At 74.6% G+C, this 15,786-nt stretch carries 12 protein-coding genes; 5 read left to right on the top strand and 7 right to left on the bottom strand.

Annotation, left to right across the window (positions count from 1 at the left end):
* Positions 1 to 26: 26 nt before the first annotated feature.
* On the bottom strand, positions 27 to 866 hold the full coding sequence (locus ACFHW0_RS09020) for a TetR family transcriptional regulator (RefSeq protein ID WP_416606826.1): 840 nt from the start codon (positions 864 to 866) through the stop codon (positions 27 to 29).
* Positions 867 to 973: 107 nt separating this feature from the next.
* Between ACFHW0_RS09020 and ACFHW0_RS09025 the strand changes: the two genes are divergently transcribed.
* Both ACFHW0_RS09025 and ACFHW0_RS09030 read left to right on the top strand, forming a co-directional pair.
* A complete protein-coding gene (locus ACFHW0_RS09025; RefSeq protein WP_416606827.1) occupies positions 974 to 1,942 on the top strand; it encodes an ATP-binding cassette domain-containing protein in 969 nt (322 codons plus the stop codon).
* Positions 1,939 to 3,567 carry an ABC transporter permease gene (locus tag ACFHW0_RS09030; RefSeq protein ID WP_416606828.1) on the top strand — a complete coding sequence of 543 codons (1,629 nt, stop codon included), beginning with the start codon at positions 1,939 to 1,941 and terminating at the stop codon, positions 3,565 to 3,567. The genes ACFHW0_RS09025 and ACFHW0_RS09030 overlap by 4 nt, the downstream gene beginning before the upstream one ends.
* Positions 3,568 to 3,588: 21 nt before the next feature.
* On the opposite strand, the gene ACFHW0_RS09035 is transcribed toward ACFHW0_RS09030, so the two are convergent.
* Positions 3,589 to 4,050 carry a hypothetical protein gene (locus ACFHW0_RS09035; protein ID WP_416607022.1) on the bottom strand — a complete coding sequence of 154 codons (462 nt, stop codon included), beginning with the start codon at positions 4,048 to 4,050 and terminating at the stop codon, positions 3,589 to 3,591.
* A gap of 251 nt (positions 4,051 to 4,301) precedes the next feature.
* On the bottom strand, positions 4,302 to 5,315 hold the full coding sequence (locus ACFHW0_RS09040) for an ADP-ribosylglycohydrolase family protein (RefSeq protein WP_416606829.1): 1,014 nt from the start codon (positions 5,313 to 5,315) through the stop codon (positions 4,302 to 4,304).
* 869 nt (positions 5,316 to 6,184) lie between these two features.
* Here ACFHW0_RS09040 and ACFHW0_RS09045 point away from each other — a divergent pair.
* The 3 genes from ACFHW0_RS09045 (at position 6,185) to ACFHW0_RS09055 (ending at position 8,774) form a co-directional block, all read left to right on the top strand.
* The gene (locus ACFHW0_RS09045; protein ID WP_416606830.1) at positions 6,185 to 6,424 is read left to right on the top strand and encodes a winged helix-turn-helix domain-containing protein; all 240 of its coding nucleotides are present in this window, start codon (positions 6,185 to 6,187) and stop codon (positions 6,422 to 6,424) included.
* Between the two features lie 232 nt (positions 6,425 to 6,656).
* Positions 6,657 to 7,751 carry a hypothetical protein gene (locus tag ACFHW0_RS09050; protein WP_416606831.1) on the top strand — a complete coding sequence of 365 codons (1,095 nt, stop codon included), beginning with the start codon at positions 6,657 to 6,659 and terminating at the stop codon, positions 7,749 to 7,751.
* A 90-nt stretch (positions 7,752 to 7,841) separates the two neighbouring features.
* A complete protein-coding gene (locus ACFHW0_RS09055) occupies positions 7,842 to 8,774 on the top strand; it encodes an HNH endonuclease (RefSeq protein ID WP_416606832.1) in 933 nt (310 codons plus the stop codon).
* A gap of 45 nt (positions 8,775 to 8,819) precedes the next feature.
* Here ACFHW0_RS09055 and ACFHW0_RS09060 read toward each other — a convergent pair whose 3' ends face one another.
* From ACFHW0_RS09060 to ACFHW0_RS09075, 4 genes are all read right to left on the bottom strand, one after another.
* Positions 8,820 to 9,572 (bottom strand): HD domain-containing protein, encoded by a 753-nt coding sequence (locus ACFHW0_RS09060; protein ID WP_416606833.1) that lies wholly within the window; start codon positions 9,570 to 9,572, stop codon positions 8,820 to 8,822.
* Between the two features lie 108 nt (positions 9,573 to 9,680).
* Positions 9,681 to 13,820, bottom strand: a complete 4,140-nt coding sequence (locus ACFHW0_RS09065; RefSeq protein ID WP_416606834.1) for a SpoIIE family protein phosphatase — start codon at positions 13,818 to 13,820, stop codon at positions 9,681 to 9,683.
* A gap of 190 nt (positions 13,821 to 14,010) precedes the next feature.
* Complete coding sequence (locus ACFHW0_RS09070; RefSeq protein ID WP_416606835.1) at positions 14,011 to 14,940, bottom strand: AraC family transcriptional regulator; 930 nt, start codon at positions 14,938 to 14,940, stop codon at positions 14,011 to 14,013.
* Positions 14,941 to 15,084: 144 nt separating this feature from the next.
* Positions 15,085 to 15,786, bottom strand: coding sequence for an alpha/beta hydrolase (locus tag ACFHW0_RS09075; protein WP_416606836.1), 702 nt, complete (start codon positions 15,784 to 15,786; stop codon positions 15,085 to 15,087).

Consider the following 15,786-nt stretch of genomic DNA (forward strand, 5'->3'; position numbering starts at 1 on the left):
TCAAAACCGTCGCAATACCCGTCTCACTATTCCGCGGCGGCCGGGTCGAGGTGGCGGTAGACGGTGGCCCGCGAGACCCCGAGCGCGGCGGCGATCTCGTCCGCCGAGTGCCCACCCCCGGCGTGCATCCGCCGGGCCGCCTCGACCTGCTCCGGGCTCATCGCCCGTGGCCGCCCCGGCCGGCGCCGGCCCCTCGCCACGCCACCGCCGCCGACTGCCGAGGTGCCAGCGCCACCGTCGGCCGCCGTGCCCGTGCCGACTCCGGCCGCCGGCGTGCCCGTGTCGCCCGGCGTGCCCGTGTCGTCGGCGGGGCCGGCGGCGACATGGTCGCCGAGCAGCCGGCGCACGCCGTCGAGCATGTCCGCCCGCAGCACCGCGTCGGGTACGTCGGTGAAGAAGACGACCGGGTCGCTGCAAGCGGCGACCGCCTGCACCGCCCGGACCCGCTCCCGGCGCCCGGCGTCAGGCCCGGCGATCAGGTCGTTGGCCCGCATCGCGATCCGCATCAGGCGGTGGTAGGTGTCGCCCCGGCCGACGAGCGCGATGTCGTGGAAGAGCATGCCGAGCGGGCGGCGGTGGCCCAGGATGGTGTCCACCCAGCCCTCCAGCACCGTCCAGCGGGCCCGCTCGGCCGGCCCTGCCTCGGCCGCGTCGAGCAGCGCCTCCAGGTCGGCGACCAGCGGCTCGACCAGGGCCGCGAGCAGGTGCTCCTTGGCGGGGAAGTGGTAGAGGATGGCGGCCTTGGTCAGCCGCAGCCGTTCGGCGATCTGGCGCAGCGAGGTGCGCTGGTAGCCGTGCTCGGCGAACAGGTCGAGCGCGGCGCGCAGGATCCGGGTACGCGTGTCGTCGGGCGCCTCGACGGTCATGGCGGCAAGCCTAGCCACGCCTGACCGGTGGGAGGCGACACTGTTGATTCGACTGACCATCGGTCAGTACAGTGGGGTCGTCGGCACCGCCAGCGGCAGGAGGGGTCATGCCCGTCATCTCCATCGACGACCTGGTCAAGACGTTCGGCAGCGTCCGCGCCCTCGACGGGCTCGATCTGAAGGTCGGGGCGGGGGAGGTGCACGGCTTCCTCGGCCCCAACGGCTCCGGCAAGTCCACCACCATCCGCGTCCTGCTCGGCCTGCTGCGCCGCGACGCGGGCGAGGTGCGGGTCTTCGACGCCGACCCGTGGCGCGACGCGGTGGCCCTGCACCGCCGCCTAGCGTACGTGCCCGGCGACGTGAACCTGTGGCCGAACCTCTCCGGCGGCGAGGCGATCGACCTGTTCGGCCAGCTGCGCGGCGGCCTCGACCGGCGCCGCCGCGACGACCTGCTGGAGCGCTTCGACCTCGACCCGACGCGCAGGTGCCGCACCTATTCGAAGGGCAACCGGCAGAAGGTCGCCATCGTCGCGGCCTTCGCCTCGGACGTCGAGCTCTACGTGCTCGACGAGCCGACCTCCGGGCTCGACCCGCTCATGGAGGCCGTGTTCCAGGACGAGGTCCGCCAGCTCACGCGCGACGGCGCCACCGTCCTGCTCTCCAGCCACGTGCTGGCCGAGGTCGAGGCGCTCTGCGACCGGGTCAGCATCATCCGCGAGGGCCGCACCGTCGAGTCCGGCACCCTCACCGAGCTGCGCCACCTCACCCGTACGGCCGTGACGGTCGAGACGGCGCGGCCGGCGACCGGCCTGGCCGCCCTGCCCGGCGTCCACGACGTACGCGAGGTCGACGGGCGCACCCATCTGGAGGTCGAGCCCGCCCACCTCGACGAGCTGCTCGGGCACCTCGTGCGCTTCGGCGTCCGCGCGCTGACCAGCGCCCCGCCCACCCTGGAGGAGCTGTTCCTGCGCCACTACGGCGACGAGCGCGCCGCCGTTGCCGGGCCGTCCGCGCCGGTGGCGGGTCCCACCGACGGCCGCAGCCCGGGCGCCGAGCGGCCGGCGGGTGCCCGGTGAGCGCGTTCACCGGCACCGGGCGGCTCGCCCGCCTCGTGCTGCGCCGCGACCGGGTCCGGCTGGCGATCTGGGTGCTCGGCACGCCCCTGCTGGGCTACGCCCTCGCCGGCAGCGTCAAGGAGTTCTACCCGGACGAGGCGTCCCGGGCCGGCTACGCCAGCACGTCGGCGTCCAGCCTGGTCGCCCGCGCGTTCAACGGGCCGATCGCCGGCACCGACCTCGGCGCGGTGGTGGTCGCCGAGACGTACGTGACGCTGGCCCTGCTCGCCGCGCTGCTGAGTACCTTCGCGGTGGTCCGGCACACCCGCCAGAACGAGGAGACCGGCCGGGCGGAGCTGCTCGGCGCCTCCGTCGTCGGCCGGTACGCGCTGCTCACCGCCGCCCTGCTGGTGGTCGTCGCGGCGAACGTGGCCGCCACCGCCCTGCTCGCCGCAGCCCTGGCCGGCGCCGGACTGCCGCTCGCCGGGTCGGTCGCCGCAGCCGCCGCGGTCGGTGGCGTCGGGGTGGCGTTCACCGGCGTCACCGCCGTCGCCGCCCAGCTGTCGGTCACCTCCCGGGGCGCCAACGCGCTCGCCGCCGCCGCCGTCGGCATCGCCTTCCTGCTCCGCGCGGCCGGAGACGTGCTGGGCGAGCAGACCGAGGGCGGGCTGCGGGTGGTCAGCGCCTGGCCGTCCTGGCTCTCGCCGCTCGGCTGGGGCAACCAGGTGCGCGCCTTCGGCGGCGGCGAACGCTGGTGGGTGCTGGCGCTGCCCGTCGCGCTGCTGGTCGCCGGGGTGGCGGCGGCCTACGCGCTGGCCGAGCGGCGGGACATCGGCGCCGGGCTCGTCGCGCCCCGACGCGGACCGGCCACGGCCGCGCCCGGGCTGCTCAGCCCCGCCGGACTGGCCTGGCGGTTGCAGCGCGGCACGCTGCTCGGCTGGGCGGTCGGGGTGGCGGTGCTCGGGTTCTCGATGGGCATCGCCAATGACGAGTTCAACGCCATGATCGAGGAGAACCCGGCCGCCGCCGAGGCGATCAGCGCCATGGGCGGCGGCGCGCGGCTGATCGACGCGTACCTGGCGGCGATGCTGGGGCTGTTCGCGCTGACCATCGGGGCGTACGTCGTGCAGGCGCTGCTGCGCACGCGCGGCGACGAGACCGACGGGCCGCTGGAGGCGGTGCTGGCCACGGCGGTCGGCCGCACCCGCTGGCTGACCACGCAGGTGGTCGCGGCGACGCTCGGCGCGCTCGCCCTGGTGCTGCTGGGCGGGCTCACCACCGGCCTCGGCTACGGCCTCGTCGCCGGCGACCCCCTCGGCCGGGCCGTCGAGCTGGGCGGGGCGGCGCTGGTGCGGCTGCCGGCCCTGCTGGTGGTCGCCGGGGTGGTGACGGCGCTGTTCGGTCTGCTGCCCCGCTGGTCGGTGGCGCTGTCCTGGGCGGCGCTGATCGCGTTCCTGCTGCTCGGGCAGCTGGGCGCGGTGCTCGACCTGCCGCAGGCGGCGCTGAACCTGTCGCCGTACACCCACGTGCCGTCGGCCCCGGCGGTCGACCCGGCGGCGCTGCCGCTGGTCGTGCTGACCGGGGTGGGCGCCGCGCTGCTGGTGGCCGGGACGGCCGGCTTCCGCCGCCGCGACGTTCCGAGCTGACGGACCCCTGCCGACGCGGTGTCACGGTGCGGCGAGGGGTTCCCGGGACCCGGCGTCGAGGAGGGCGCCCACCCGCGTGATCGCGTCGCGGATCATCGTGCCGTACCCGTCGTCCGGCAACTCGGCGGCGAGGGGCGCCGCGACCGCCAGGTGCTCCCGGGCACGGGCGAGGTCGCCGGCGCGGCGGTACCCGTCGGCGAGGTTGAGGTGCAGGGACGGCAGGAGGGCGCGTACCCGCAACGACCCGTGGTGCCGCTGGACGCGCTCGTCGCTGAGGTCGGCGACGGCGGCCAGCGCGCGGCGGTCCCACGCCACCTCGTCCGCGACCGACTCCTGAAGGTCGGCCAGGTGGTGCGCGACGGTGCAGCGGTGCAGGGCGTCCCCGGTGCCGCCGACCCGGTCCCAGAGCCGGGTGAGGGCCTCGCGTGCGGCGGCCCGGTCGCCGGCGCCACCCAGCTCCAGCGCGCGGCCGATGTGCGCCATGACGTCGTCGGCGTCGTTCGTGTCCACTGTGCTCCCCACGGTCGGGACCCGGCGGCCGGCCGCCGGGTCTTCGCGGCACATGCTCGGGGCTCGACCGACTCGAGGGTCAAGCCCTGCACCTGGAGTTCCCGTGGCCGACGGCGGGCCGGTGGAGGAGGCTCAGCCGTCGCGGTTCACGCACGAGCGGGAGGCGCTGGCGTGGGTGCGGGCGCCGTGGCGCAGCGAGCGATGGCGGCGCTTCGCTGTCGCCGTCAGCCGGGGTAGCGGGTCCTCCAGTGGGGATCGGTCGGGGGGAAGTACTCGCCTCCCGACGGGCTGTCGTGCAACTCGGTGACGAGGTCGCGGGCCAGCGTGTCCGCCGTCCACGCCAACTCCAGCCGGGACACCCAGTCGACCGGGAGCGCGTCCGGCCCGTGTGCCGTGCCCAGCAGGGCGCCGGCCACCGTCACGGCGTGGCCGCCGTCGCCGGCCGAGGCGGCGAAGAGGAGCGCCTCGCGTACCGTCTCCCGCCCCGGGAAGCAGGCGACGGCGTAGACGCCGCCGGCCAGCGCGGAAACCGCCCTGGCGTCGGGAGCGAGGCGGGTCAGCTCGCCCGTCGAGGGCGCGGCCGGTCGGGCCGCGGCCAGGGCCGGAACCAGGGACCGCTGCGACACCTCGGCGAAGCCTCCCGGGTCCGCCGCCACGCTCTCCAGGGCCTCGACGGGTGGGCGTCCCGCGGCGAGGAGACGGACCACGGCACCACCCAGCCCGGCGGCGCCGACAGCGTCACCGGCGTGCGTGAGGGCGGCCATCTCCGCCGGATCGCACGGGTAGAGGCTGACCGGCAGGGTGCGGGTGAGCGCGTGCGCCCCGGTGCTCGTACCGTTGGGCTCGTCGATCGTTCCGATCTTGCGCCGCTGGAGTGCCGCCACGGTCGCCGGCGCCGATCCGCGCCGCTCCGTCAGCGCCGGCACCTTCGCCAGCCAGCCTCCCGGCCGGTTGCCCTCGCCGCCGACCGTGAAGCCGGGAACGCCCTGGATCAAGGCCCAGTTCCGGTACGACTCCCAGACCATGCTCGGCGGGTGACAGATGCCCCGGTGCCGCTGCCGGACGTGGGCGCGGATCAGGCCGTCCAGGGTGAAGCAGGCGAGCTGCCCGGCGCTGGTCGCCGCCAGCGGCCCGCCCGCCGGCACCGTGCCGCCCGTCGCGCCGACCGCGTCACCGAGCATCAGCCCGAGCACGCAGCCCCGAGCGGTCGCGAGCTGCTCCGCCGTCACCTTGGTCACGCCGTGCAGCATAGGGGCCGGTGCCACAGGCCCATCTCGGGGCGGGGGCACCCGCCGCCGGACGGAGGCCGGCGAGCCGGACGTAGATCTCGCGCTTGGCGGTCGCTTCGCCGCAACGGTCGAGGACGTAGCCGGTCAGCCAGACCCAACCGGCGTACGTCAGCTGGTCCGAGACCGAGGCGACGCGGAAGGTCAGGGCGCGGTTCCCGGCGAACTGCACCGATGCCCGGCCGTCGACGACGAGCAAACCGCCGGGGCGCGCGGTCACCAGTGACCGGAGTTGCGGTGGTGCTCCTCCGGCGGCCGGCACTCCCGCGCGTGCATGGCCTGCCAGTCGCGCAGCGCCCGCCTGATCCGGTCGTTCTCCTGAGCGAGCAGCCGCACCGCTCGTTGAGCATCGCCAGCTCGTCGGAGACCCGGGCCTGGAACTCGCGTACCTCCACAGGGTCGGTGCCACGCCGGCGCGCGGCGAACTCGCGGGTCCGCACCTCGTGCGGCGTCAACCGGCCCGGGTAACCGGCCGGGTAGGGCTGACCACCCCGGTACACCTGAGCCACGACGAACCTCTCTTGAGGGAGGCGGGAGCACGGAGCTCCTCGCTATGGGATCTGGAAGGGCGGGTCGTCCGCGAGGGGGCAGCGGACGACCCGCCCGCTCGTCCGCCGCACCCGATTCAGCGGTACGACAGCAGAGCAGCCGGACGGGGCCGGGCAGGCGCACGGCCCAGATCGGGGGGAGAGCCCCTGCTCCTTGTTGCCACGCAAGGGGAGAGGCAGTTCTCAACTTAGCTGTCTCAGTCATCCGAGCGAACGATGAGTTGTTGCAGGGTGTCGTTGCGTGATCGAATGGCGTGCCACGCAGGGGGAGCCATGCCGATCACCGCCGACTACATCCGCATCGCCGACGAGATCGTCGCCGACATCAGGGCGAAGAAGCTCAAGCCGGGCGACAAACTGCCCTCAATCACGCAGCTCGCTGCGACACACAAAGTCAGCCCGTCCACCGTCAAGCAGGTCTACGTGCGGCTCGAAGCGCTGCGAGTGATCTGGCGCCACCAGGGCAAGGGAGTCTTCGTGAACGATCCGGCGCTCTGGATGCGGGAGCCCTGATCGGGGCACCGCCCTCCGTCGGGTGCCGCGTGGTCCAGCGGTGAACGGCGCTCGATCATCTGTTGGAAGCCCGGCCAAAGTGGTGGGTGGCTTCCGGGCGATCGACAAACGATCATCGGCGCCATAGCACTGTCGCGGACGCGGGTGGGAGTTGTCCACAGCGGCACCGCTGTCCACAACGATCGCGGGGTCCACGTGGCAGGTGGTGGCCGTGTCCGGCACGGTCGGCGGCGTGAACTCTGTGCTGCGGGCCCTGGTCGACCGCAACGGCGGGCTCGTCACCCGACACGCTGCCGTGCAGGTACTCCCGCGCTGGGTGATCGAGGACGCATCGCATTCCGGACGCCTGTTCCGGCTTCTGCCCGGGGTCTACGCGGACGCCGCCCTGGTCCACGACGTGGAGAGCGCGCCGCCACTGGCCCGGGTCACTCCGATCCTGGCCCGCCGGGCGGCCGTGGCCTACACGGGCGGTCGCGGCGCGTTGAGCCACCTCACCGCGCTGGACGTGTGGAAGCTGCGCCGCCAGCTGCGTGGCGAGCCGGTACACGTGGACGTGCCGATCGGAGTGGGACTGCGCAGCGGACCGCACCTGGTCGTACACCATCGCCGGTCCTTCGCTCCGGAGCCACCTCATGCGCTGGTACGCGACGGCGAGCCGGTCACCCGGTTGGACCGGACGCTCGTCGACGCCTGGCCGCTGCTGCCTCCGGCGGACCGGCCGGCGACCCTGATCAGGGCGGTCAACGACCGCCTGACCACCCCGCAGCGGATCGCCGCCGCGTTGGCGACCGCGCCGAAGCTGGCGGGTCGTGCCGCACTACGTGGGCTGCTCGACCGGCTCGCCGCCGGCTGCCGAAGTCCGTTGGAGATCTGGGGACACGATCACGTCTTCGTCGGGCCGGGAATGCCGGCGTTTCAAGGGCAGGCGCGGATGCGGCTGGGTGGACGGGTCGTCTACCTCGACCTGTTCGCCGAGGCCGAGCTCGTCGACATCGAGCTGGACGGCGCGACGACCCACGCCGACGGGCGGGAGCGCGAGATGGACCTGCGACGCGACGCACTGTTGGCGGCCAGGGGCGTTCTCGTTGTCCGCTTTCACCCACCGCCGCCTGTTCCACGAACCCGACGAGGTACGCCGCGAGACGCTCGCCATCCTCGCGACCCGCCGCGGGACTCCACGCCCGACCCCGGACTGGAGCGACGAACCTCAGGTCGAATGGGGGCGCCGGGCGGCCGAATTCGGCACAGCACCGCCGGCCATGATCGTTCGACGGGAAGCCGGTGGGAATCCACCCCCACGCCCCGGTCGGCCATCAATCAATCATGAAAGTGATCGAGCAGATGGCCTACCCCAAAGTGGAGGCGTCGGCTGTTCGGAGGGTGGCGCGGAGATCAACGTGGAGGCACGCTTGTCGGCGTGAAGGCCTTCGTGGGGGTCACGGATGAGAAGTGGTACCGCTTCCTGGCGGCCCGTCCCGAGCTGAACGAGGTCAACTTCTGGCGACCTTCGGGCGGCGGGTTTCGGGCCCTGACGGCCGGCGAGCCCTTTTTCTTCAAGGCCCACCACCCCCTCAACCGCGTCATCGGTGGCGGCTTCTTCAGCGGCTTCACTCAGCTGCGGATCTCCGAGGCATGGGAGTTGTTCGGGGAGGCCAACGGCGCGGCTAGCATCGACGAGATGCGCCTCAGCGTCGGCCGCTATCGGAGGCAGCCGATCGCGCCCGACGAGGATCCCGTCATCGGCTGCATCTTCGTGCGTGACACCAGCTTCTTCCCGGACGAGTCCACCGTTGGCCCGCCGCCCGAGTTCAAGTCGAACGTGGTGCAGGGCAAGACGTACGACCTCGCGGATCCCGCCTGGGGCGACTACTTCGAACTGCTGATCCACCGCCTGATCGGCATGACTGTCGAACTCGACCTGAGTGAGCCCTGGCATCGGCCCGGCCCGGTCTACGGAGATCCACGGTTGGTGCGCCAGCGGCTGGGCCAGCAGTCGTTCAAGGCCGTGGTGCTCGGGGCGTACGGCCGACGCTGCGCAATCACCGGCAACAGGGTGCAACCGGTGTTGCAGGCCGCGCACATCCGGCCGCTGCCGAAGGGCGGCGAGCACCGCCTGGACAACGGCCTGCTCCTGAAGTCGGACGTGCACATTCTCTTCGACAAGGGCTATTTGGGAGTGGATCCCAAGTACCGGCTCATGGTCAGCCCTCGACTTCGCAGCGAGTTCGGCAACGGCGACCAGTTCTATGCCAAGGCAGGCGAGCAGATAGCTGTTCCAGATCGCCGTGTCGACCGGCCGAACACGGAGTTCCTGGAATGGCACCTCGACAGCGTCTACAAGGCGGCCTGACCCCCAGCCGAGGTTCAGCGTCAACCTTGGTCGGAAAGGCGCGGGTCAGTTCGGGTGGGGTGGTTCGTCGAGGATGGCGCTGAAACGCTCCTCGGCCAGGTCGAGCTGGCCGAGGATGTGCTCCTTGACCGGCGCCGACAGGGGAGTGTCCGGCCGGGTGACGAGGTCGCGGTAGACCGGCACGAGCGGGCGGTACTTGCGGGCGGACGAGGTCACCTTCGGGCCGACGGTGTGGATGACGCCCACCCCGTTGTCCGTGAAGTCGGAGATCTTGATGACCCGCGCCCACGGCTCCCGGTCCAGGCTGGCCGCCACGTGCTCCCGGTACTGGACGTGCTTGTCCCGCCCCGGGTCGTACGCCGGGTTGGTGACCGCGCCGACCAGGCGGGCCACCCTCGGGCCGAACCGCTGCGCGAGCACGGCCAGGGCGGCGGCGGTGGCGTCCCCACCGTCGTGCGGCCCGGCAGGCCCGCCGGAGGACGCGGCAGCCAGCTCGTCGGGGTGGTCCTCCACCGCGTCGTGCAGCAGGCCGGCGACGATCACGTCGACGTCGCGGACCTGGTAGTGGTGCATCATCCGGATCGCCACCCGCAGCAGGTGGTTCAGGTAGGGCTCGCGTACCCGCCGGTCGTCGCGGTGCAGCTCGGCGGCCAGGTCGAGGGCCTCGGTGAGCCGTTCCCGGGCGGCCTCGTCGAACGCGCGCAGTTCCAGCCGGAACCGGGCCAGCAGGCCGGGCTCGCCGTGGATCTCGGTGATCGCGTGCATCGGCATGGTGGCCAGGTAGGCGGGAAACTCCATCCGCCACTTATAGCCGATCTTCACCGTGCCGGGGGCCCCTGGCGTCGGCCACCCGACGCCGGCCCCCCGGGTGGCGGTCACCGCGACGGCCGTCGGGACGGCAGCCGGTCAGGTGCCGGAGACGCGCTTGACCAGGCGTACGGTCGTGCCCTCGGCGCTGCCGGCCACGGCGGCCTCGTCCATCAACCGGGCCATGATCAGCCGGCCCCGGCCGCGCTCGCTGTCGTCGGGGGTCGCCTCCCGCCATCCGCCGGTGTCGCTGACCACCATCTCCAGCCGGTCGGCGCGCAGCCGCCCCCGGACGGTGACCGACGCGTCCGGGGCGAAGCGGTAACCGTGCTCGATCGCGTTGGCGCACGCCTCGCCGGCCGCGATCAGCACCGCGTCGACGTCCATCTCGCCGATGCCGAGGCCGGTCAGCCACTCCCGCAGCGCCTCCCGCGTCGGCGCGAGCTGACCCGGGTCGGCGGTCAGCGCCGCGGCGAAGACCGCCGGCTCCCGGTGCCGGTAGACCAGCACCGCCACGTCGTCGTTGCGGGTGTCGGGCAGCAGGTCCCGGACCATCCGGTCGGCCAGCGCGCCCTCGGGCAGCTCGCGGCCCTGGGTGAGCGCGGCGACCGCCCGGGAGATGCCGGCGTCGATCAGTTCCCGCCGCCGCTCGATCAGCCCGTCCGTGTAGAGCAGCAGCGTCGAACCGGGTCGCAGCTGCGCTCCGGCCTCGGGCCGGCCGGGCACCGCGACGCTGGCCAGCGGCACCGAGCCGGCGCGGGTCAGCAGGTCGGCGGAGCCGTCCGGGTGCACCAGGATGCCCGGCGGGTGGCCCGCCGAGGAGTAGCGGAGCACGCCCAGCGAGCGGTCGATGATGGCGCAGAAGACGGTGGTGCAGGCGCCCCCCGGCACCATCCGGGCGAAGTCGTCCAGCGCGGAGAGCACCTCGGCGGGGCTCTTGGCCTGTAGGAGCAGGGCGCGCGAGGCGCTGCGCAGCTGGCCCATCACGGTGGCGGCGGGCAGGCCCCGCCCCACCACGTCGCCCACCACCACGCCGACGAGGTCTCCGGAGAGCTGGACCACGTCGTACCAGTCGCCGCCCACCTCCAGCGGCGCCACCGCCGGCTGGTAGCGGGTCGCGAACCCGGCCGGCAGGTCGACCGGACCGAGCATCGCCCGCTGCATGGCCAGGGCCACCGTCCGCTGGGTCTCGAAGGCCCGCGCGCGGACCAGCGCCTGGGCCAGCGCCGCGCAGAGCTGCCGCACGAGCGGCCGGTCCACCGACTGCACCGACCGGGGCGGGTCCAGCTCCAGCCACGCCCCGCCGGGCGCCCCGCCCGGCTCGATGCGCGCCCCGAGCGCGGTCACCCGGCCCGCGTCGTCGACGACGAGCTGCGGCTCGCCCTCCGCGGCCAGCCCGTCGAGCGCCCGCTGCACCTGCCGGGTCAGCGTCAGGCCCTGGGTCACCACGAGCGGCGTACCGGCGGCGTCGGCGCAGACCGCCAGGCCGCGGGTGCCGTCCAGCAGGGTGCACAGCTCGGACAGGCCGGCGTCGAGCACCTCGGCCACGTCCGTGGCGCGGGCGAGCCGGCCGGAGAGCGCGGCCAGGGCGGACTGCCGGGCGGCGGCGCGGACCTCGGCGGTCACGTCGCGCAGCGTGGCGACGTAGAGGCGGCGGCCGGTACGCGGCTCCCGCAGCGAGTTGTAGACCGCCTCGGCCCAGATCCAGTGCCCGTCGGCGTGCCGCAGCGGCAGGGTGACCCGCCCCCGGCCGGAGCCCCGCGCGGTGCGCAGCACGTCGATCAGCAGCCGCCGGTCGGCGGGCGCGGCGTCGGCCTCCGGCCACCACGGGTGCGGCGGCGCGACCGGCGCCGCCAGCCGGGCGGCGCCGACCAGGCGGCAGAACGCCTCGTTCGCCTCGACCAGCGCGCCGTCGGCGTCGACCACGGCGAACGCGTCCTGCAACGACTCGATCAGCGCTGCCCGCCAGGTCGCCTCCTCGTTGCGCAACCGGGCCAGCTCCAGGTGCGCGCCCACCCGGGCGAGCAGTTCCTCCGAGGAGAACGGCTTGGCCAGGTAGTCGTCGGCCCCGGTCCGCAGCCCCTCCACCGCCGCCTCCTCACCGGCGCGCGCGGAGAGCACGATGATCGGCAGCCCGGCGGTACGCCGGTCGGCGCGCAGCGCCCGGACCAGCCCGAAGCCGTCCAGGCGGGGCATCATCACGTCGGTCAGCACCAGGTCCGGCACCCGCTCGGCGATCCGGTCGAGCGCCTCCCGGCCGTCGGCCGCGACGACCACCCGGTGGTGGGGCGCGAGCAGGCTCGCGAGGAACGCACGCAGGTCGGCGTTGTCGTCCACCACCAGCACCGTCGCGGCGTCCCGGGCGTCGTCGTCGGTCGCCTCCGGGTGGGCGGGCGCGGCCTCCGGCAGCCAGTGCAGGGCCTCGGCGACGTACGCCTCGTGGGTCGGCCCGTCGGTCCGCTCGCGGCGCCTCGTCGGGGCGGTGGGCCGGCCGTACGGCAGGCGGACGGTGAACGTCGAGCCCTCGCCCTCGACCGAGCGCACGCTGACCTCGCCGCCGTGCAGGTGGACCATCTCCTGCACCAGCGCCAACCCGATGCCGGTGCCCTCGTGCGACCGGCCGCCGGCGCCGCGTACGCGGTGGAAGCGGTGGAACAGCAGCGGCTGCTGGTCGGCGGGAACGCCGACGCCGGTGTCGTCGACGGTCAGCGTGACGTGCTCGCCGTCGCCCCGCAGCCGCAGCCGCACCGTGCCGGCCAGGGTGTACTTGAGGGCGTTGGAGAGCAGGTTGACGACCACCTTCTCCCACATGTCGCGGTCCACGTACGCGGTGCGCGGCAGCGCCCCGACGTCGACCCGGTAGGCCAGCCCGGCCTGGCGCATCGCGTACGCGAACGACTCGGCGACGCCGGCGGTGAGCGCCGGAAGGTCGGTCTCCACCCGTTCCGCGTCCAGCCGGCCGCCCTCCAGGCGGGCGAAGTCGAGCATGTCGTTGACCAGCTTGCGCAGCCGGCCGGTGTTGCGGTGCACCAGCTCCAGGCGTTCGCGCTGGCCCGGCGGGAGCGGCTCGCGCCGGTCGGCGAGGCTCTCCCGCACCGGGCCGGCGATCAGCGTCAGCGGGGTGCGAAGCTCGTGGCTGACGTCGGTGAAGAACTCCGTCTTCGCCGCGTCCAGCTCGGCCAGCGCCGCGGCCCGACGTCGCTGCGCCTCGTACGCCAGCACGTCGCTCAGCGCCGTCGAGACCCGGTTGGCCACCAGGTCGAGGAACCCGCGGTACGCCTCGTCCAGTTCCCGGAAGGGGCTGATGCCGGCGACCAGCACGCCGGCCGGGCGGTCCTGCCCGGTCGCCAGCAGGGGCAGCACCACCACCTCGTCCACCGGCACCCCGACGACCGTCCCGGCCCCGGCGCGGGGGTCGCCGGGCAGGGCCACTCCCCGGACCCGCGCGGGACGGCCGGTGCGCGCCACCTCGGCGATCTGTGCCAGCCACCCGGTCCCCGCGGCGGTGTCGTCGGCCACGTCGACCGAGGCGGCCAGCACCAGCTCGTCCGCGTCGGAGCCTCGGCTGCCGTCCGGTCCGGGGCCGGTCGGGGCGCTGTCGTCGTCCGGCGTCGCGCCCGCCGGGCGCAGGTAGATCATCACGGCGGGCAGGTCGGCCGGGCTGCCGGTGAGGACCCGGGCCGCCGCCCGGGCGGCGTCGCGGGTGGTGTCCGCCGCCGCGATGGAGATCGAGCCCAGCTCGCGCAGCGTCTCCAGCCGCCGGTCACCCAGCACCCGGGCGGTGACGTCGGTGGTGGCCACGAAGACACCGGGGATCCGGCCGTGCCCGGCGCGCACCGGGCTGTAGGAGAAGGTCCAGTACGTCTCCTCCAGGTAGCCGTGCCGGTTGAGCAGGAGCAGCTGGTTCTCCGCGTAGGTGGCGCCCCGGCCGGCGAGCACATGGTCGGTGAGCGGGCCCAACTCGGCCCAGACCTCCGGCCAGCACTGTGCGCCCGGCTGGCCGACCGCGGCCGGGTACTTGTCGCCGAGCACCGGGGTGTACGCGTGGTTGAAGATCTGCACCAGCTCGGTGCCCCACCACAGCAGCATCGGGATCTTCGACGGCAGCACGGTGCGTACCGCCGCGCACAGCTCCGGCGGCCAGTTCTCCACCGGACCCAGGGCGGTGGCCGCCCAGTCGGTGGCCCGGTGCGCGGCGCTGGTCGCGTCGTCGCCGGCGAAGAGATCGTCGACGGCCACCCCGGCACCCACCGGTCCGACGCGTTGCTTCGAATCCACGTCCCGGCCCCCTGTCCCCGCGCTGGTCTCCGGGTCGCAAGCAGCCGCCGTCCCCTGCCCCTCATCGTCCCGCCGGGGTCACTTTCCCCAACCGGCCACGCCCGAACCGTCCATCGACGTGACCCGACCCGCACCTCGACCGGGCGCGCGGTCAGCGGGCGAGCCGGTGGTCGCGGGGGCTGACGCCGTGGACCCGACGGAACGCGCTGCTCAGCGCGAAGGGGCTGCCGTAGCCCACCTCGCGGGCGACCGCGCCGAGGGTGGCGTCGGGCTCCCGGAGCAGGTCGGCGGCGAGCGCCAGCCGGCACCCGGTCAGGAACGTCATCGGCGGCTCGCCGACCAGCTGCGTGAAACGGCGGGCCAGCGCCGCCCGGGAGACGCCCACCTCGGCGGCGAGGGCGGCGACGGTCCAGGGCCGGGCCGGATCGTCGCGCAGCAGCCGCAGCGCCGGGCCGACGACCGGGTCGGCGGCGGCGACGTACCAGGCGGGCGCGGCGCCGGGGCGGGCGAACCACGTCCGCAGCGCGGCGATCAGCACCAGGTCGAGCAGCCGGTCGAGGACGACCTCCTGGCCGGGCGCGTCCCGGGTGACCTCGTCGGCGAGCAGGGACACCAGCGGGCCGCTCCGGTCCTCGCCGCCGACCACCAGCAGGGGCGGCAGGGCGGTCAGCAGCCGCCGGCCCAGCTCGCCGGGCAGCTGGTAGGTGCCCGTCAGCAGCACCGTGCAGCCGTCCGCGCCCGTGCCCCAGGTGCGTACGCCCAGCGCCGTCGCCTCGGCCAGGGGCTCGCCCCGCAGCGTGGTGCACCGCTGCCCGGGGTGGACGACCACCTGCGGCGGAGTGGCCGGGTCGTCGGCCACGAGATAGCCGTCCGGTCCCCGCAGCACCGCCACGTCGCCCGGCCCGAGCGCGGCCGGCCCGCCGTCGTCGGGCACCACCCACGCCGCGCCGCGCACCAGGCCCACCACGGTCAGCGGGGCGCGGTCCTCGATCCGCAGCGCGAACGGCGGATCGAGCATCGACCGGAGCAGGAAGGCGCCCCGGGCCCGAGGCCCCTCCAGCAGCCCGCTCAGCGGATCCACCCCCGGATCCTAGCCACCTCCCGCCCCGCCGTCGTCCCCCGTCGATCATGCAGTCGTGGTGCCCCACGAAAGCCGCGAACCACTCCACACCGGCCACCAGAACTGCATGATCGACGGCAGCGGGGCGGCGCGGGCGGGGCGGGGTCAGGTGGTCAGCCAGGTGGTGGCGCGGGTGCGGATGGGTGGGGGGATCTCGTGGGAGCCCGGGAACTCGTCGTAGGTGACGTCGTAGCCGAGGGAGCGCAGGCGGGGGACCAGGCGGCGGCTGCACACGTCCACCGGCAGGACGGGGTCCCGCTCGCCGTGCGAGACGTAGACCCGGGGCCGGCCGTGGGTGACCAGCGGCGCGGCGAAGCCGGGGGAGAAGGCCACCACCGCGTCGACCAGGTCGCCGTTGGTCAGGCCCAGGGAGAGGGCGTACGAGGCGCCGTCGGAGAACCCGCCGAACGCCACCCGCGCCACGGGGTAGCCGGCGAAGACCGTGGCCAGCAGGCCGTCGATGCGCCGTACGTCCGTACCGAAGCCCTCGCCGCCGATCAGGTCCCAGCTGCTCGCCACCGACTGCGGGGCGACCAGCAGCAGGCGGTGCGCGTCGGCGACCGGCAGCAGCAGGTCCAGCCCCTGCCGGGCCGAGCCGCCGGCCCCGTGCAGGAGCAGCACCAGCCGGTACGGCGGACCGTCGACCGGCTCCGGGGCGTACACCATCGCCAGCGCGGCGCCCCGCGGGTCGGTCAGCGACGCCAGCCCGGCGGCGGCCAGGGCGGTCGGCGGCGCCGGACGCGCGGCGAGCCGGCCGTGCCGGATGTTCTCCTCCGGCTGCCGGTGCGGCGGCGCGGGCTCGGCCAC

It is taken from the genome of Micromonospora sp. LOL_025, from assembly GCF_048060285.1.
Taxonomy (GTDB): domain Bacteria; phylum Actinomycetota; class Actinomycetes; order Mycobacteriales; family Micromonosporaceae; genus Micromonospora.